The organism is Pseudomonas putida, from assembly GCF_028682395.1.
GTDB lineage: Bacteria > Pseudomonadota > Gammaproteobacteria > Pseudomonadales > Pseudomonadaceae > Aquipseudomonas > Aquipseudomonas putida_AB.
In genome coordinates, this window is sequence record NZ_JANHLC010000010.1 from 124,943 (window position 1) to 143,700 (window position 18,758).

The 18,758-nt window shown below is 56.0% G+C and carries 5 protein-coding genes; all 5 read left to right on the forward strand.

Annotated features, from left to right (window positions below; translation table 11 throughout):
• Positions 1-624: 624 nt before the first annotated feature.
• The 5 genes from NPS46_RS21170 (at position 625) to NPS46_RS21190 (ending at position 18,752) form a co-directional block, all read left to right on the forward strand.
• Positions 625-3,489 (forward strand): DEAD/DEAH box helicase, encoded by a 2,865-nt coding sequence (locus NPS46_RS21170; RefSeq protein WP_274110644.1) that lies wholly within the window; start codon positions 625-627, stop codon positions 3,487-3,489.
• A gap of 305 nt (positions 3,490-3,794) precedes the next feature.
• Positions 3,795-8,462, forward strand: a complete 4,668-nt coding sequence (locus tag NPS46_RS21175; RefSeq protein WP_274110645.1) for an Eco57I restriction-modification methylase domain-containing protein — start codon at positions 3,795-3,797, stop codon at positions 8,460-8,462.
• Between the two features lie 185 nt (positions 8,463-8,647).
• Positions 8,648-10,321, forward strand: a complete 1,674-nt coding sequence (locus tag NPS46_RS21180) for a DUF262 domain-containing protein (RefSeq protein WP_274110648.1) — start codon at positions 8,648-8,650, stop codon at positions 10,319-10,321.
• 2 nt (positions 10,322-10,323) lie between these two features.
• Positions 10,324-16,656, forward strand: coding sequence for a DEAD/DEAH box helicase (locus NPS46_RS21185; protein WP_274110650.1), 6,333 nt, complete (start codon positions 10,324-10,326; stop codon positions 16,654-16,656).
• Positions 16,653-18,752 carry a UvrD-helicase domain-containing protein gene (locus NPS46_RS21190; RefSeq protein WP_274110652.1) on the forward strand — a complete coding sequence of 700 codons (2,100 nt, stop codon included), beginning with the start codon at positions 16,653-16,655 and terminating at the stop codon, positions 18,750-18,752. The genes NPS46_RS21185 and NPS46_RS21190 overlap by 4 nt, the downstream gene beginning before the upstream one ends.
• Positions 18,753-18,758: the final 6 nt, after the last annotated feature.

Here is an 18,758-nt window from a genome sequence, read left to right on the forward strand (position 1 = left end):
AGCGAAGTGCAGGCACGCCAAAATCCCAACTGCAGTCGATACAGGCGGGCGTTCATAGAGGTGATATAGGTCTGAGATTTTCTTAAATCGATCTCAACATGTAAAAGAAGGCGGCAAATCGATATTTTTTAGGCGTTACCAGTCGCTGTCGCACAGATGGCACCCGTTTGACCACGCAAGGTATGTAGGACGGCTACTCCAGCATTTGGCGGGTAGCCACTCCATCTATTACTCGCGCGTAAAAATGTCAGATCTGCTACGGGAAATGGTCTGCATCTGTTGGCGTAACGGTAGCTTCGAGTCCAGCCGTATGTACTGTATTGCATGGCTCTGCGTGTTGGGATGAGTACGTCCGTCATAACTCATTCGCCCAATTCTGGGTTAAAAAGCTGGTAAAGTGCCACCCGCCGCATCGCTGTGGTGAAAATCTTAAAGCCGATTGCTTGGGGCAATATGCGTTGTGTCCTATACCTCGTGATGCCCCCCTTGGGTGACATAACTACCCACACGACAGACGATTAATTCAATATCGATGGCAGTGCCGATCCGGGTAGGCCCATGTGGTGATTGCCTTCCGTTTTCCAGTGCTCGCTGCGCACCTAAAGCCTTGACAAGGATTGCACCATGCAACTGACCCAAGCCCCAGCCCCCGGTGCCCGTGCACTAATCCGCGATGAAGAGTGGATTATCCAGAATGCAGACCAATGTAATCTTGGCGGGTGGCAGCTTTCGTGTATTGGCGTGTCGGAAACCGTGCGCAATCGTCATGCTCTTTTCCTCACTCAGCTCGAAGACGTTACCCTGATTGATCCAGCAAAAACTGAGCTGGTGTACGACGACTCGCCCACATTTATTGCTTCGCGGCTGTTTATCGAGGCGCGTCTGCGTCAGTCGGCGCTGCAAAGCGAATCGGTAGTGATTGGTCAGCATGGGGTGATGGATGCGCTGCCGTTTCAGTTGCAGCCTGCTCATCAGGTCTTGCAGCAGCTGCGCCCGCGCTTGCTCATTGCGGACACAGTAGGTTTGGGTAAAACCCTTGAGGCCGGCATCCTTACCGCCGAGTTGATGCGCAGGGGTAAAGCCCGTCGCATTTTGGTGGTCACTACCAAAAGTATGATGCGCCAGTTTCAGCAGGAGTTCTGGAACCGCTTTACCATCCCGCTCACCCGCCTGGACTCAGCCGGTATTCAGCGCATTCGTCGCGATATCCCAGCCAATCACAATCCCTTTAACTACTACGACCGCACCATCATCTCGGTCGATACCTTGAAGCGCGACAGCGAGTACCGGCACTACCTGGAAAGCGCCTGGTGGGATCTAATTATCATCGACGAAGCCCACAACGTTTCCTACAAAGGCAATCGCACCCAGAGCAATCGCTTGGCCGAGTTACTCTCGCAACGCTCCGATGCACTGATCTTGCTCACCGCCACGCCACACAACGGCAAAAAGGACAGCTTCGCCAGCCTCGTGCGCATGCTCGACCCCACGGTGCTGCCAGCAGGGGCCGATTACACCCGCGAGGATGTCGATCACCTTTTTGTTCGACGTTTCAAGAAAGACGTGCGCGAGCAGATGAAGCAAGAGTTCCCAGAGCGAGAAGTGTTTCGTTTGGCCTGCGCCGCAAGCCCGGCGGAAAACCTCGCCTTCGATGCGCTAGCCGAGCTCAAACTTAATAGCGACGGGACCGGTGCGCGCGACGGTGCCATGTTGTTTCGCACTGTGTTGGAAAAGGCGCTGTTCTCTTCCCCGGCAGCCTGCCTACAAACGCTAAAAGAGCGCATCCGAAAGCTTGAGGTAAAAGACGCACGCCATCCTGATCTTGAGGGGCTGCGTGATCTTCACGCTCTGGTGCAGGGCATCAGTGCCGAAAAATTCAGCAAATTGCAGCACCTCATTAACCAGCTCAAACAAGGTCAGCACTGGCGTTGGGATGGCAAAGATCCAAGTGACCGCCTGGTGATCTTCACCGAGCGAGTGGAAACACTGAAATTCCTCCAGCTTGAGCTGCCCAAGGCCCTGGGTTTAAAAGATATCGCCGTAGCCATTCTGCACGGCCAATTGCCTGATCAGGACATCCAGCAAACGGTCGAAGATTTCGGCAAAACCCATTCGCCCCTGCGCCTGCTGATTGCTTCGGATGTAGCCTCCGAAGGTCTTAACCTGCACTACCAAGCTCATCGGCTGATCCACTTCGATATTTCCTGGTCGCTGATGGTGTTCCAGCAGCGCAATGGTCGTGTGGATCGCTATGGTCAACTGCATGCCCCGAAAATCGGCTACCTGCTGACCGAACCGCGCCACGAAAGAATTCGCGGTGACTTGCGCTACCTGGAAATTCTGATCGATAAGGACGAGCAGGCGGCAAAGAATATCGGCGACCCATCAGCCTTTATGGGACTGTATGACGAGGAATTGGAAACCATCGAAGTGGCCAAGGCCATTGAAGGCAACCGCACTGCCGATGAGTTCGCCGCGCTACTGGTTGGGGATGATATCGACCCGTTCGAGGCCTTATGGGGCGCGAACGTACCCAGCAACGATAACGTTGTGCCCGCCAGCACAGCAGCGTTCATGGCGTCCACTGCTGAACTCACCAGTCTGTTTAGCGACAGCTACATTTACCTTCGCGATGCCTTGCGCTGGCTGGCGAAACAGTCATCGCGCGAACATGCTGAAATCAAAACGGATGATGCCAGCCGCACGCTAAGCTTCCAGCCCAGTCGCGACCTTGCCCAGGTGCTGAAGCGTGATCTGGCCAGCGAAATGTGGCCGACCGATAACACCTTTGCCTTGAGCGCCGACAAAACCGTGGTTGAAGAGGCGATTAAACAGGCACGCGACACCAATGCCTGGCCGCAGCTGCATTACCTCTGGGCGCTCAACCCCATTGCCCAGTGGCTCGACTACAAACTTATGGCTCTGTTCCGTCGTCAGCGTGCGCCGCTGCTACGCGTCGCACAGGGGCTGGCCTCAGGCGAAGCCATCGTACTGGTGCTGGCTCAGGTGCCCAACCGCCGTGGTCAAGCTGTGCTAGCCGAGTGGCTCGGTGTACAGCTCAATGCTGCTGGGCAAGTACAGGGCGTACTCAGCCTGGCGGAAACACTGCATCGCACAGGGCTGAACAGCACCGGAAAAGCCCAAGCCAACAATGGCCAGGCGCCCAACAGCCATGCCCTGCAAAGTGCACTACCCGCGGTTATTCAGGCTGCTGAGAAACACATCAAACCGATCAAGCAGGCCTTCGATGCCAGCTGCCGCGAGCGTCTGGAACGCGAGTTGGCCAAGCTGCAAACCCTGCAGCTCAAACACAACGAACAGCTGGAAATCGATTTCGCCAAAGGTATCGAAAAGGTCATCGCGGCCAAACGTAAGCAGAAAGAAAGCGCCACCGCAGACCTGTTCAGCAACTACCAACAATGGATTCGCGACACCCTGCAACTGGATGACCGCGCTCAGTTCACCGTTGTCGCTGCACTGATGGCTTAAGGAAGGAATACAGCATGAGTTTTGCCATCACCGGCCTCACCAATGCCAACGAGTTCTACAGCCAGCACTACCTGGACGAGATCCTCGAAAAAGACCTCAAACCGCTGTTTGACCAATGGAAAGAGCAGGGCGCGCAAAGCCCTGTCGCTCGTCTGCGCACTGCGGCGGGGGCAAATGGTTACTTCCGTGCCCGCGAGCGCTTTCTGAATGAGCGTAAAACCAGCGAGCGCTCCAGCCTGTTTATTGACTTGGTGCAGCCTCTGCTCGCCGCCCTGGGTTACGAGCTAGCGCCGCAGAACCTGACGTTGGCCGAAGGCGAATTGCCGGTGCTCGCGGTGTATCGCGATGCCAAACACCAGCCGCTTTTGGTCATTGCGGCAGCTATTGCTAATGCGGATGACGACGACAGCAGCCCGCTGCAATTGCTTGCGCCAGCGGCCAGTGAGCAAGGCAAAGGTAAATATGCCCACAGCGCCTGGGAAGAAACCCTCAGCAAGCGTCTGTTTGCCGACGACCACCCGCCACGCTGGGTGTTGCTGCTGCACCATGAAGAGTGGCTGCTGATCGAGCGCAGCAAATGGGGGCGCAAGGCACTGCTGCGCTTCAACCTGCCGGAGCTATTCGGCCCGCGTGACGACAAGCAATTCCGCGCCATGGCGGCTCTGCTGGGCAGCCAATCGGTGCTGCCGGTGGAAGGTGGCGTGGCGCTGCTCGATAGCCTGGATGACAGCTCGCACAAGCATGCCTTTGAGGTATCAACTGATCTCAAGTACGCCCTGCGTGAATGCATCGAGCTGATTGCCAACGAGGCCATCTGGTACAAGCGCACGGTTGCCAAGGAGAAGGTGTTCGAGCGTAACGACACCGACCTGGCTGACCAGCTCAGCCGTGAAAGCCTGCGCTATATGTACCGCCTGCTGTTTATGTTTTATATCGAAGCGCGGCCCGAGCTGGGCTATGCGCCCATCGATGCCGAGGCCTACCTCAAGGGCTACAGCATCGAGCACCTGCGCGAGTTGGAACAAACCCCGCTGACCACCAGCGAAGCCCAGGAAGGTTTCTATTTTCACGATAGCCTCAAGCAACTCTTTGGCCTGATCTGGCAAGGCTATCCGCGCCGGGATGCCACAGCGAGTCAGCTCGACCTGAGTGGCAGCCATGACGGCTTGCTCGATAACGGCTTCACCATTGCGCCGCTGCAAGGCCACCTGTTTGACCCGGCGCGCACACCGCTGCTGGGTAGCGTCAAGTTGCGTAACTCGGTGCTTCAGAAGGTCATCGAGCGAATGTCACTGTCCCGTGGTGGTGGCAAGAGTCGCCGTGGGCGTATCAGCTATGGCACCCTCGGTATCAACCAGCTAGGTGCAGTGTACGAATCGCTGTTGTCCTTCCGCGGCTTTTTTGCTGAAGAAGATTTGTACGAGGTGCGCCCTGACCCCAAGGGTGGGGAGGCCTCCTCTGCTGATAATGATGGCGACGAGAGTGAAGAAGGCGACTCAAGCGAGAGCAATACGGACAGCGAGGAAAGCCTCGATACCCCCAGCGCGGCCGAGAAGAAAAAAGACGCCGAGGTCAACCCGCTGGATGCTGCGTACTTTGTACCTGCCAGTAGCATTAGCCAGTACACCGACGCCGAACGCCTGTTTGGCGGCAATACCAAGATTCATTCCAAGGGCAGCTTTATCTATCGCCTGGCCGGTCGTGCCCGCGAGAAGTCGGCCAGTTACTACACCCCTGAAGTGCTGACCAAATGCCTGGTCGAGCATGCGCTCAAGGAAATCCTGCCCGGTAAAACGGCGGACGAAATTCTGAAGCTCACTGTGTGCGAGCCGGCCATGGGCAGTGCGGCGTTCTTGAACGAGGCTGTCAGTCAATTGGCCGAAGCCTATTTGCAGGCCAAACAGAAAGAGCTAGGTCGCACCATCCCGCACGAGCAGTACACCGAAGAAAAGCAGCGGGTGAAAATGTACATCGCCGACAGCAATGTCTTCGGTGTGGACCTTAACCCCATCGCGGTGGAGCTGGCCGAAGTCTCCTTGTGGCTTAACGCCATTTTCAAAGGCAGCCATGTGCCGTGGTTTGGCTTGCAGCTGTATAACGGTAATTCTCTGGTGGGTGCGCGGCGTGAGCTGTTTAGCACCGCCCAGCTCAGCCCGGGCAAAGGCGAAAACGGCCTGCCTGAAAGAGACTGGCGCGCCGCCGCACCGCGTGCCTTGCCGCTGACGCAAACACTGACGGCTACCGATGTGTTCCACTTTTTGCTGCCTGCTGAAGGCATGGGCATGGTTAGCGACAAGGTGGTCAAGGAGCTGGAGCCAGCCGCCTTCGAGCAGTTTAAACAATGGCGCAAAGCCTTTACTGCGCCGCTGAGTCGCGATGAAATCAAGCGAGTGCAGGCGCTGAGTGCCGCCACCGAGCAGCTCTGGCAGCAACACGCCCAGGAGCTGGCCCGTGTGCGTGCCGCCACCTGCGATGAACTGCATGTGTGGCCCGACCCGGCCGCCAACCGCGCTCCGACTAGCACCGCGCAGAAAGACGCCGCATACCAGCGGGAAATGCTTAGCGAAGCGCAGAAAAATGCCAGCCCATACCGCCGCCTCAAACTAGTGATGGATGCGTGGTGCGCCCTGTGGTTTTGGCCGCTGGACAAAGCCAGCGAGTTGCCCAGCCGTGAACACTGGTGGTTTGTGCTGGAAACCGTGCTGCTCGGCAATGCCAGCCTGAGCAGCGCATTGGCGGATGACCTGTTCCCGGAAACCCAGCCGCAGCAGGGGCTGGATTTTGCTCCCGAGCGAGACCGTTATGGCCATGTGGACATCGCCGCACTGGTCGAAGCCCTGCCGCAATTGCAGGTGGCTCACCAGGTGGCCGGGCAGCAGCACTTTATGCATTGGGCGCTGGAGTTTGCTGATGTATTCAAAGCCCGTGGTGGCTTCGATGTGGTCCTCGGTAATCCGCCGTGGATCAAGGTGGAGTGGAATGAGCAGTCGCTGCTGTCGGACTTTGACCCGCGCTTTGTCATTCGCAAGCTCAGCGCCAAGCAGACGGCGGATCAGCGCGAGGCAGTGTTTGCTGTGCTGCCGCAGGCGCAAGCGGATTACCTGGCCGAATGCGTGGCCACCGAGGGTATGGGCCAGTTCCTCAATGCCATTCAGAACTACCCATTGCTGAAGGGCCAGCAGAGTAACCTATACAAGTGCTTCCTGCCGCTGGTATGGAATATTGGCAGTGGTGTACAGGCGTTAGTTCATCCTGAAGGAGTGTATGACGACCCCAAGGGCGGCGAACTACGGCAAGCGATTTATCCACGGCTTCGTCAGCACTACCAATTCCAGAACGAATTTGCGCTATTCGAGGGAACAAACGATCACGGCCGGATGCGCTTTGGCTTACACATCTATGGTTCTGCACAGGGTCAGATTTTTTTCAAATCTATGTCGAATCTATTTTGGCCGGAGACCATCCGAGCTAGCCTCGACCACCCCGGTGGCGGAGTCACACCGGGTATTAAACGCGACGAAGGAGGCTGGAATATTGCCGGCCACGCCAGTCGTGTGATTGAAGTGGATGAGGCCTTGCTGGCCACCTTCGCGCAACTGTACGACGCACCTGGAACCCCGGCCCTTCAGGCGCGACTGCCAGCAGTGCACAGCCGCGAACTGGTTTCGGTGTTGAAAAAGTTCACTAGCGTGCCGCGCCGTCTGGGTGATTTGCAGGGCGATTACTTCACCCTGGAAATGTGGCACGAAACCGGTGCGCAGAAGGACGGCACTATTCGCCGTCGTAGCGCTAGCGAGCAGGGTTTTGTCGCTGCCCCAAATGAATTCGTACTTTCCGGCCCGCATTTCTTTGTCGGCAACCCGATCAACAAAACCCCGCGCACGGCCTGCACCCAAAACAGCCACTATGATGTGATCGACCTCGAAACCCTGCCCGATGACTACCTGCCGCGTAGCAACTACTTGCCCGCATGTGACGCCGTCGAATACTCCCGCCGCGTGCCTCAGGTTAGCTGGGTTGAAATGGGTAGGCGTGAGGCGAGGGCGGTGACAGATTATTACAGGGTGGCCTACCGCGGAATGCTGCCCCCCTCAAACGAGAGGACATTGTTTGGCGCTATTATTCCCCCGGGCCTGACGCACACAAATGGGTGCCGCACGTATGCGGTTTCCCCCGATCATTTGAATGAACTGATAGTTTTTGGTGCGCTATCTTTTTCCATTGTCACCGACTACAGAATTCGGAGTAGCGGGAGGACAAATCTGCACTCCATGCTTGACGATTTCTCGCTGCTTGGCTCGGATTCTGCTGCTTTCAAACCTTTGTTATTACGCGCATTACAGCTTAATTGCCTCACTACCCACTACGCCGACCTCTGGCGCGATTGTTGGCAACCCGAGTTCCGCCAAGACTGTTGGGCTAGCACAGACCCGCGCCTGCCGAGGGATTGCTTCGCCAACCTTACTCCCGAATGGCAGCGCCACTGCGCCTTGCGCAGCGAGTTCGCCCGCCGTCATGCGCTGGTGGAAATCGACGTGCTCACATCGCAGGCACTGGGCCTGACCCTCGAAGAGCTTCTTACTATTTACCGCGTACAGTTCCCGGTGATGCGCCATTACGAGCGTGACACTTGGTACGACGCCAAGGGGCGCATCGCCTTCACCGCCAGCAAGGGCCTGGTCGGCGTTGGCCTACCGCGCAAGGCCGGTAAGCGCGATGCCGATTGCACCGTTCGCCTGCCTGATGGCAGCACCAGAACCTCTCGTCTGGGATGGGAAGATATACAACCCAAGGACGGTCATCCCCAAGTCCCAGACGGCACCATCATCGAGCGTCCTATCCTCGACGACACCCAACCCGGCGGCCCGATACCACGCACCATCCAATACACCGCCCCCTTTACCTTAGCCGACCGCGAAGCCGACTACCGTGTGGCTTGGGCGAAGTTTGAATCGGAGCAGTTGAATGACTGAGGAATGTTCGATGAGGAATGGCGAGGGAGAGACGGCATGTCGTACAGCGCCGAAGAAGAGTTTAAAAAGCTGATCCCTGAGTACCGGGCAGTCCTGGTTATTCAATTGGTGTGAGGCTTGTATGGCTTTTCCCTACACGGTGCTGAAAGCACGTTAACGTTACGACCCCTCAGGGAAGAAAAATTATGTCGTATGCAGGAATTTCCGTTCGTGAAGCGCTGGAGAAGCTGAATGCTCCCAATAACGGCTGGTATTTGCCGCAGGTACAGCGCCAGTACGTGTGGGGCGCACGGCATGAGTCGGAAGATTACGTGTGCTTGTTGCTCGACTCACTGCTTAAACGCTACCCAATCGGTGGTGTGGTGCTGTGGGAAACTGAACAGAAAGTTCCTTATCGCTGCTTTGTTGGGGACTATGCCCCGGGTCATCACGCGCGGCAGGTGGATGAGGGGTTGTGGGGCGCCTCCAAGGCGCTGGTATATGACGGTCAGCAACGCTTGCAGACGCTTTATTCAGTGCTTCGTCATCGTTTCAATGGAAGGGCTTTGCACTTTGATTTGCTGTTCGATCCAACCACTGCGGAGTCGGATGAAACGGGCTTTCTGTTTCGTGATGCTAGTGCGGCAGCCGAGCCACGTTATTTGCGCATGACGGAGTTGTCCTGTTTGCGATGCAGTGAGGACGAGAAGGTTGATCTTGAGGATCGCGCCCTCACGGCCGTCGGTGATGATAAAAGCGCCAAGCTTCGCGTGCGTAGAAATCTGAGCGCGTTGTGGGACATATTTGTCGACACCAATCATAAGTCGATAGCCTATTTTTCGGTCAAAGCCGATAGCCCTAACGAAGTAAATGAGGTTTTTCGACGGCTCAACACCGGCGGGGTGGCGTTGACTCAGTTGGAGCTGGTGCTCGGGAAGATCAAGGCGGTCCAGTCGGACTATGAGGAGAAACTCTGGGCCTTGTCTGATGAGATTGCAAAGCAGAGTGGCGGTATCGATTTTTCGTCTACATCGATCCTACAGTTCTTTCATTTGCTGGTTAAGAGCACCATCCGCATTGATGAGGGACGGCTGAATGGTAACGACATCCAAGCGTTCCAGAGCGCTTTGGAAAGTGATCGTGAGCCATTGTTAGAGCTATTTAGGGGGTATTTAAAGGGGTTGCTGAATATCAATCATGCCTCCATCGTGCCTCGCTGGTTGGCCGTCTTACCGATTGCAGCTTACCTGACGGAGCTCAAGCGCCACGGTCATGAATGGCGTATCCGCACCTGGGATGAGTCAGAGGTACAGCTCATTCACCAGTACTTTTTACTTTCTCAGATGTGTGACTGGAATACCCAGACTATGGTCAATGGTTTCGCGCGCGAAGCTATGGAAGCAGGAAGGCAAAATGAGTCATTCCCGCTTGAAGCCATTCGCAAGATCGCGGTCGAGAAAAACCGAACTGGAGAGCTCAACGAATACCAGCTGTTGAGCCAGACTTGGTTGGCTACCAAGGTGCTTATGCCCAGTCGGAGCTACGTTTTTCATGACAGTAAGCCTCAGGTTGATCATATATTTCCGCTAAAATTAGTTGGGGCGGATGAGGCTTATCAAGAAACTGTCGACGTGCTGTGGAACTTCCAGCCTATGCCAGCTGAGGTCAATAACTACAAGCGAGCACGTCACCCGAGTGAGTTCTTTCAAAGTTCGGACGGCAGTAAGTATTGGAGCTCCTACGATTTCATTCCCGTTCCCAAAAATTTGCTTTGGAGTGATCCACTAGCATTTTTTGCTTGGAGAAGGCAGCAGATGTTGGCAGCATTGGAAAGCCTCTACGGGCTGACGGTAGTAACATCCGTGGATGAGGCAATCTGATCATGCAGCCATTGATCGTTTCCCAGCAGGTCACTCAAGGCGTCGCAGACTTTCTGTGTACCGCATTCCCGTCCACTACTTCAGGTTTTGAGGGCTTGCTGGAGCGCTTTTTGGCTGAGCGCAGCAATATCTTCAAAGGGCCGTATCTGACGTTGCCACTGCCATTTCGCAAGCAGCTGAATGGCGGTCTATCGGCTTTCCCTTGGTTACCTGCCAGCTTTGTGCCCCATGCACATCAGGCCAAGGCTTTTGCGCGACTGGCGGTTTCCGAGGCTCAATCCACGTTGGTGGCAACGGGTACGGGGTCGGGTAAGACCGAGTGCTTTCTATATCCGATCCTTGAGCATTGTCGTGTGGCGCGTGCCGAGGGGCGGCGTGGCATCAAGGCGATCATCCTTTATCCCATGAATGCCTTGGCCAGCGACCAATCCGGGCGCGTGGCCAAGGAAATCGTTAAGGCTGCTGGCCTTAGTGGGATTCGTGCAGGCTTGTATGTGGGCGATGCGCCGGCTGTCGAGTCGCAAACGGTCGCCCAATTGAGCGACGGCAGTTATTCGGTGATTACCGACCGCAATGCCCTGCGTGAAAATCCGCCGGATATTCTGCTGACCAACTACAAAATGCTGGATTTTTTGCTGCTACGTGCAGCTGATGCCCCTTTGTGGGCGCATCAGTTGCCAGACACGCTGCGTTATTTGGTGGTGGATGAGCTGCATACGTTTGATGGCGCGCAGGGTACTGATCTGGCTTGTCTGATTCGCCGTCTCAAGGGGCGGCTGAATGCGCCGCCGGGCCAGTTGGTGTGCGTCGGTACTTCGGCAACGTTGGGCGATGACGGCGTTAGCGATTTGCTGGACTTTGCCGGTGATGTGTTTGGTGAAGTGCTGGATGACAGTGCGGTTATCTCCGAGGACCGCGAGTCGGTTGGGGATTATCTCGCTGAAGCCCTGGTTGAGTTCACCCAAAGCCCGCAGCCCAGTGATCTGCATACCTTGGCCCCCGAGAACTATGACGACCTGCATACCTATCTGGCGGCCCAAGCACCCTTGTGGTTCGGTGAGCCTTGCTCGGTCACGCAGGCAGAGAATTTTGCTTGGCGCTGTGGCTTAGGTAAGGACCTGAAGAGCCACTTTGCCTTCCAGAATCTTTTGCGGGATTTGGAGCGTCTTGGGCCAAAGTCCGTGTTGCTGGATGACCTGTTAGTGCTGCTCAAACGCCGTTTGCCGAGCTGCGATGATGAGCGCTTTGCGCTACTTTGGTTGTCTAGCCTGCTGTCGTTGGTAGCGCATGCACGCCAGGATGCACATCAGAACTTTTTCTTGCAGGTGAAGGTGGAAATCTGGCTACGTGAGTTGCGCCGCATGGTGGCTGTGCTGGATGCTGAGCCGCAGCTTCGGCATCACGATGACTTACGTAAAGCCGATATGGAGCGGCTGCATCTGCCGGTGATCCATTGCCGCGAGTGCCACGCCACCGGCTGGGGTTCTACGCAACAAAAGATCAGTCCCAATCAACTGACCCATGACCTCCAGGCGTTTTACAGCGCGTTCTTCGCCGAGGATGTGACCACCCGTTTTATTTTTCCTTCCAGCGTGGGGGCGAACCCCGCAGTGTTCCAGCGCAAGCAGGCATGTCCTGCGTGCGGCACCTTGCATCAGGCATCGCAAACCGAATGCTCACACTGTGAGGATCAGCCTTTGCTGGCCGTGGATATTGCCAGCAACCTGCGTGAAGGTACGCGCAATGGCGCGAAGTACACCAAGTCGCACCATGATTGTCCTTTCTGTGCCGGTTATAAAACGCTGACGATTGTTGGTTCGCAAGCGGCCAGTCTGGCGGCGGTAATGGTGGGACAGCTGTTTGCAACGCGCTTCAACCCGGACAAGAAGCTGATTGCTTTCTCTGACTCGGTACAGGATGCCGCGCATCGTGCAGGGTTCCTTGCCGCGCGAACCTGGCGAATGAACTTACGCCCGGCGTTGGCGCAGGTAATTGCTGATGCCTATGCAGCTGGGCGACCTATGACATTGGAAAATTTGCCAACAGCATTCGCGCAACGTTGGCGCACTGCGCTAGGCGATGGTCATTACATTGCTAACTTCCTGCCGCCGCAAATGCAGTGGCTACGTGATTACGAGACCCTGATGGAAGAGGGGGCGCTGCCTGAAAGCAGCAACCTACCTGGCGAGTTGGCGAGGGTGTTGCCTTGGGTGCTCAATGCAGAATTTGGCCAGGATGCTCATATTGGTCGCACTCTGGTGGCGACGGGAACTGCTTGCGTAGTGCCTCTTGCAGGCAAGTTAGACGAAGCCGCTCAATGGCTGATGCCACGTCTACGTGACACGCTTGAACCGTTAGCCGCCGCGCAGCTGGCCGAAGTTGTTGTTTTACTGCGCGGGCTACTGGAAAACATGCAGCGCATCGGGGCTTGGCGTGATCAGGAGCTAGGGTTTTATGCGCGAATGGGTAGCAGCCCTTGGGGATATAAGAAGAATCCAAGCCAGTTCAAGCTTCTAACCAGCCCGCGGCCTCCGAGGTTTTTGACACTGGGAGAGTTTGGTCGCTGCGTCAGTATCACTAAGAGCCATGCCCGTTTGTTTAGCGACTGGGCGTTTAAGGCATTGCCTGCTTTGCATGATCTGGCGCTGGGCACGAATGCCTTGATTGCACCGCTTTATCGGCTTGCTCTTGAGGCATTGGAAAGCGTTGGCTTAGCAGGTTTTGAGGAGGCCACCGAGAAGCCGGATATCCGTGTATGGGGGCTGGAGCCCTCTGCTTTCCACGTTATCTTGGGGGGCAAGGTGTGGCGGTGTGCCAGCTGCCATAGCACCACACACTCTGGCCCAGAGGATGACTTTTCTGAGCAAGCGTGTCGCCGCGTTGATTGCAGGGGTGAGTTGCAGGCACTTGAGTTATCCGGTGATTTTTATCGCAAGCTTTACCTGAATGCGGACATTCAGCGGGTGGTAGCGCATGAGCATACCGGCTTGCTGCCGCGCGAGACACGCGAGGCGGTAGAACGTAACTTCAAATCCAACAGTGATCGCCCTGGCGGCATCAATGTGCTCTCCGCAACACCCACGCTGGAAATGGGCATCGACATCGGCGATTTATCCAGTGTGCTGCAATGTTCGGTTCCTCCACAGCAGGCAAACTACATTCAGCGAGCAGGACGGGCAGGGCGTAGCACGGGTAATGCGTTGCTGATGAGCATGGCGACCAGCAAGCCGCATGACCTGTATTTCTGGGATGACCCGAAAACTATGATTGCAGGTTCCGTGCAGGCACCTGGGGTTTTCCTTAACGCCTCTGCGGTACTTGAACGTCAACTTACAGCGTTCACTTTGGATTGCTGGGTGCATGAGAACGGGCGGGCGGCGCAGATCCCTCAGGAAATTCGTGGGGTGTTCACTGCGATCAATAATCAGACCAACAGCAAGTTTCCTTACCCTTGGTTGAGTTATGTGGAACAGCACCAGGCGTCGCTTCTTGAACGGTTCTTGCGCTTGTTCAATCAGGGGGATATGTGCCCTTTGAGCGACGGTACGTGCCAATGGTTGGCTAATTTCATTCAGGGCAGCAACGGTGATAGCAGCCCGTTGGCGTACAAGATCGTCAACCGTTTGCAGGGCATTGCAAGTGATGTTGAAAGCATCAAGCGCAAGCGTGAGGCCGCAGTGAAGGAGATCGATAAGCTGCAGGCATTGACGGTGCGTGGTGAGGATCAGGATCTGGAGCTGGCACGACTGCTTCAAGATCGAACTGCGCTTTCGCGTTTGATTGGCAGTATTGAGGGTAAGGCTACGCTCAATGTGCTGACTGATGAGGGCTTGCTACCCAACTATGCGTTCCCGGAGCAAGGTGTACTGTTGCGCTCGATCATTGTGCGCGATTCAAAGCCTGGAACATCCGCTCCTGATCCTCTGACCTTCGAATATGAGCGTCCTGGATCAACGGCCATCACTGAGTTGGCACCGAACAACACCTTTTATGCCGAAGGCAGGCGGGTGGTGATCAACCAGATCGACGTATCGAAGATCAAGCCGGAGCACTGGCGTTTCTGTAGGCAGTGCTCCTATACCGAGCCGCTGTCGTCAGGTGATCAACACCCTAACTGCCCACGGTGTGGTGATACGCTGTGGCGGGACAGTGGACGCGTACACGAAATGCTGCGCTTGACCACGGTATTTGCCCGCACGCTGGATCGCGATAGCCGTATTGCTGACGACTCAGACGAGCGTCAGCGCGGCTTTTATGTGCGCCAAGCTTTGGTGGATAGCCCGCCTGATGCGGTGCGTCAGGCCTTTGTGATTGACGAGCAGACATTTCCTTTCGGCTTCGAGTTTCTCGATCGGGTGACTTTTCGCGAGGTGAACTTTGGCGAGCAGTCAGCGGAAGGCATGCCGATGGAGATCGGCGGGAAGGAACTCAGTCGCCCTGGTTTTAGCATCTGCCCCGAGTGCGGCACCTTGCAGCGCAAGCGCAAGGCCGAGGAGCTGTATCGCAACCATTCGTCCTGGTGTGGGAAGCGCAAGAACCCCGAGGCGAGCACGCAGCAATGCGTGTTCCTCTACCGCGAGTTCACTAGTGAGGGCATACGTCTGTTTTTGCCTGAGGTGGGTTTTGCTGATACCAACGAGGCCCTGCTGAGCTTTGTGTCGGCTCTGGAGTTGGGGTTGGCGCGGCGGTTTAGGGGAGCCGTGGACCATCTGCGTATTGCTCTAGATATGCGTATGGCTGCGGGCTCAGATACGCCGCGTTGTTATCTGGTGATCTACGACAGCGTGCCAGGTGGCACCGGCTATCTCAAGGAATTGATGCGCGTGCCCGAACCGCTGTTGGAAGTATTCGACATTGCACTGCAAGCCCTCAATACCTGTACTTGCAACCAGAATGCGGACACCGATGGCTGTTATCGCTGCGTGTACCGCTATCACAACAGCCATGATCGTAAGTCTATCTCGCGACGTACAGCTCAGAAGTTGTTGGGTGAGGTGATGCAGTACAAGGGAGCACTGAAGCCAGTTACCCATCTGGCCGACGCCCAGCCAGCTAACCAGTTACTGGATAGCATGCTGGAGAAGCGGTTTGTCGAAGCGCTGCGCCGTGAGCATGAAGGTGAGAAGTTCAAGCTGAGTGAGCTGTTGTTCAAGGGCAAGGCGGGCTATCAGATACAGGCTGGCTCGCGTCGCTGGCGGATGGAGTTGCAGGTCAATCTGGGAGCCAGCGAAGGTGTGTTGATTCCGTGCAAGCCTGACTTCGTGTTCTGGCCAGACGATGCCGCCGCCGACCTGCCCGTGGCGGTCTTTGTTGATGGTTGGCAGTACCACAAAGACATAATTACTACAGATATGGCCAAACGTATGGCGGTGGCCAAGAGCGGGAAGTTCTCAGTCTGGACGCTGACCTGGGATGATGTCGAATGCGCTTTGCAAAACCTGGTATTACCTACGCCATCGCCTTGGGCAACTTTGCTTAATGATGATCCGCAGCAGGTAGTGCAGAAGCTGTGCGCGGCACAGGGCATCGCAACACTCTCCAATTTCAAATCGTTGCCGTCCTTTACCCAGCTGCATCAGCGTTTGGCCCATGGGCAACACCAAGCACTCGGAAAATTGGCTGTCTCCTTGGCTGCGGGAATGTTGATGCCTTCGGGGGATGCCACCGCGCTTCAAGTTTTGCGCGAAGGGGCCTTCTGGAACCGCTTGGATGAGCTGGGCCTGCTAGCAGACCTGCAATTTCATAGGTTGAGCGTGCGTCAGCTCGGTACGGCCTGGATGCTGGGCATTGCCATGCACCCGGAGCATATGAAGCAAGTGATGACCGGCAATGGTTCTGCGGACTCTGAGCCTGTTCTGGTTGGCGAGTGGAAAGAAGATGGCCTGCCCGAAAGCGAGCTCCAGTTACGCTGGCAGCAACTTTGGCAGGCACTTAACTTATTGTTGCCGCTGAGTCAGATTTGGGTTGGCAACGCTGAAATGCCAGGGTTACCTGCGCTGCGGGATTGTTCTGCGCTCAAAGCGAAATCAGGCGGGCTGTCTGTAGCCTGGCAGGAAGCGCTGAGTCTGGCTGCTCATGAAGTACAGACTTGGGGCTTGGCTCTGGCTGGTTTGGACGTGACCGCCCCGGAAGTGGGCTATGAGTTGATGGACGAAAAAGGTCGAGTAATAGCCGAAGCTGAATTGGCTTGGCCAGATGTTCGTACCGCCGTACTACTGCCAGATTCTGGAGCAGAGGCTGCGCTTTTTGCTGGCCAAGGTTGGCATTCTTTTACCGCTGACGGCAGTGAGTTGCCTGATGAGCTGAGAACCCTTTTGATGGAGACACTGGCATGACGCTGGCACTCAAGATTGCAATGTCCGATGACTTCTTAAAGTCGTTTTCAGCAGTTCCTCGCTCTCACCAGCAGGCGGTGCTGACCTTCGTCGCCAAGTTTCGTCAGAACCCGATGGCAAGCGGCATCAATTACGAACGCATTCGTGATGCTGCCGATCCGAACATGCGCTCGGTACGGATCAACGACAATATGCGCGGCATCGTGCTCAAGCCTGATGTGGGTAACGTGTATTGCCTACTGTGGGTCGATCAGCATGACGATGCCTATCACTGGGCGCGTCGCCATCGAGTCGCGATCCACCCGGATGTTGGTAGTATTCAGGTTTATGCAGTGCAGGAGACGGCTTATGCGACGGTATCTGACATACCGGCTGAAGTGCGAGCAGCAGGTTTGTTCGATGCACTCAAAGACCGTGAAATTCGCCGCCTGGGCGTACCTGACGACCGGCTGGAAGCTGTGCGTGCCGTTACTAATGAACGCGAGCTTGAGGTGTTGGAGGCACAATTGCCCGATGAGGCATACGAAGCGTTGTATCTGTTTGCTGCCGGCGAGCCTTTTGACAAAATCATCAGTGATCAATCCGCGCCAGCGGCGGTCGACCCTACAGACTTCGGTGCTGCGCTGGAGCGTGATAGCTCACGTCGTCATTTTGTGGTGCTTACTGACGACAGCGATCTGGAAGCTTTACTGGCCGCACCTCTTGAACACTGGAGGGTCTTTCTGCACCCAAGCCAGCGTAAGTTGGTGGAGCGCGACTGGAATGGTCCTGTGAAGGTGACCGGTGGCGCAGGTACTGGTAAAACCGTTGTAGCCATGCATCGCGCTGCAAGACTTGCACGACAATACGCGGACTTGCCTGGTCGTCCTGTGCTGTTTACCACTTTCACCAAAACTCTGGCTGAGGACATCCGCCAGCATTTGGCTCTGCTGTGCACACCGCAGGAGCTGGAGAAAATTCAGGTGGTGAACCTGGATCAGTGGGCTTCCAGCCTCCTGCGTCGTTTTGGTTACTCACATAACCTGTTGTACAACGAAGGCGACCGTCGCCGTTTCTGGCAAGCAGCCCTGTCGGCGATGCCGGCATCGGTTGATCTCAGTTTGCCGTTCATGCGTGCCGAATATGAGCGGGTTGTGCTTCCTCAAGCCTGCGAAACTGCTGACGACTATATGCGTGCCAGTCGAGTGGGCCGCGGCGGTCAGCTTGGCCGTGCAATGCGTAAGTCTATTTGGCCGGTGTTTGCCGAATACCGTGCCCAACTGCAAGCCGCCAATTTGCGCGAGCCTGAAGAGGCCTTTCGTGAAGCTTGTCAGTTGTTAAGAAAGGAGAAGCCCGTACTCGGTGTTCGTTGCATGGTGGTGGACGAAGCTCAGGACATTAGCAACGCGGGCTTTGAGCTAATTCGTACGGCAGTAGAGGAAGCCGAAAACGACCTGTTTATTGTTGGCGATGCCCACCAACGTATCTACCGGCACAAAGTTGTGCTTAGCCGGGTGGGTATCGAGGTTCGCGGCCGCAGCCATAACCTGAAGGTGAATTACCGAACCACCGACGAAATCCGTCAATGGGCCTGCGCTCAACTCGAAGGATGTGCTGTCGATGACTTGGATGGCAACGTGGACTCTCTGCGCGGTTATCGGTCTCTGACACATGGTGATGTGCCAGATATCATCGAGTCGTCTTCCGCGCACGAAGATATGCCGCATATAAAGGCGATCCTTAAACAGTTGCAGGACGATGGGATGGAGCCTCGACAGGTTTGCATCACTGCGCGTACCAATGACGATCTGGATAATGTCGCTCGGGCTCTGCAGCAGGCAGGTATTGTTCACTTGAAACTGGACAACTCTACCTCTGACGATTCGGCACAGCCGGGCGTTCGCCTTGCCACCATGCACCGCATCAAAGGGCTTGAGTTTAGCGTAGTGATTGTTGCCGCCTACAGAGGAGCCGCTTCCTACGCCGACCAATTAAGCCGTGATGAGGATGCAGGGGTAACCGAAGATACTGAAGTTTCTGAAAGATGCCTGCTGCACGTTGCTGCTACTCGAGCAAAGAGAAATTTGTTTCTCCTAGTGCGGCCCTCTGGTGACTGAATTCTC

Excerpts from the sequence above, each read along its gene's own strand:
- NPS46_RS21185 (WP_274110650.1), top strand. The coding sequence starts at position 10,324 with ATGCAGCCATTGATCGTTTCCCAGCAGGTCACTCAAGGCGTCGCAGAC.
- NPS46_RS21180 (WP_274110648.1), top strand. The coding sequence starts at position 8,648 with ATGTCGTATGCAGGAATTTCCGTTCGTGAAGCGCTGGAGAAGCTGAAT.
- NPS46_RS21170 (WP_274110644.1), top strand. The coding sequence starts at position 625 with ATGCAACTGACCCAAGCCCCAGCCCCCGGTGCCCGTGCACTAATCCGC.
- NPS46_RS21190 (WP_274110652.1), top strand. The coding sequence starts at position 16,653 with ATGACGCTGGCACTCAAGATTGCAATGTCCGATGACTTCTTAAAGTCG.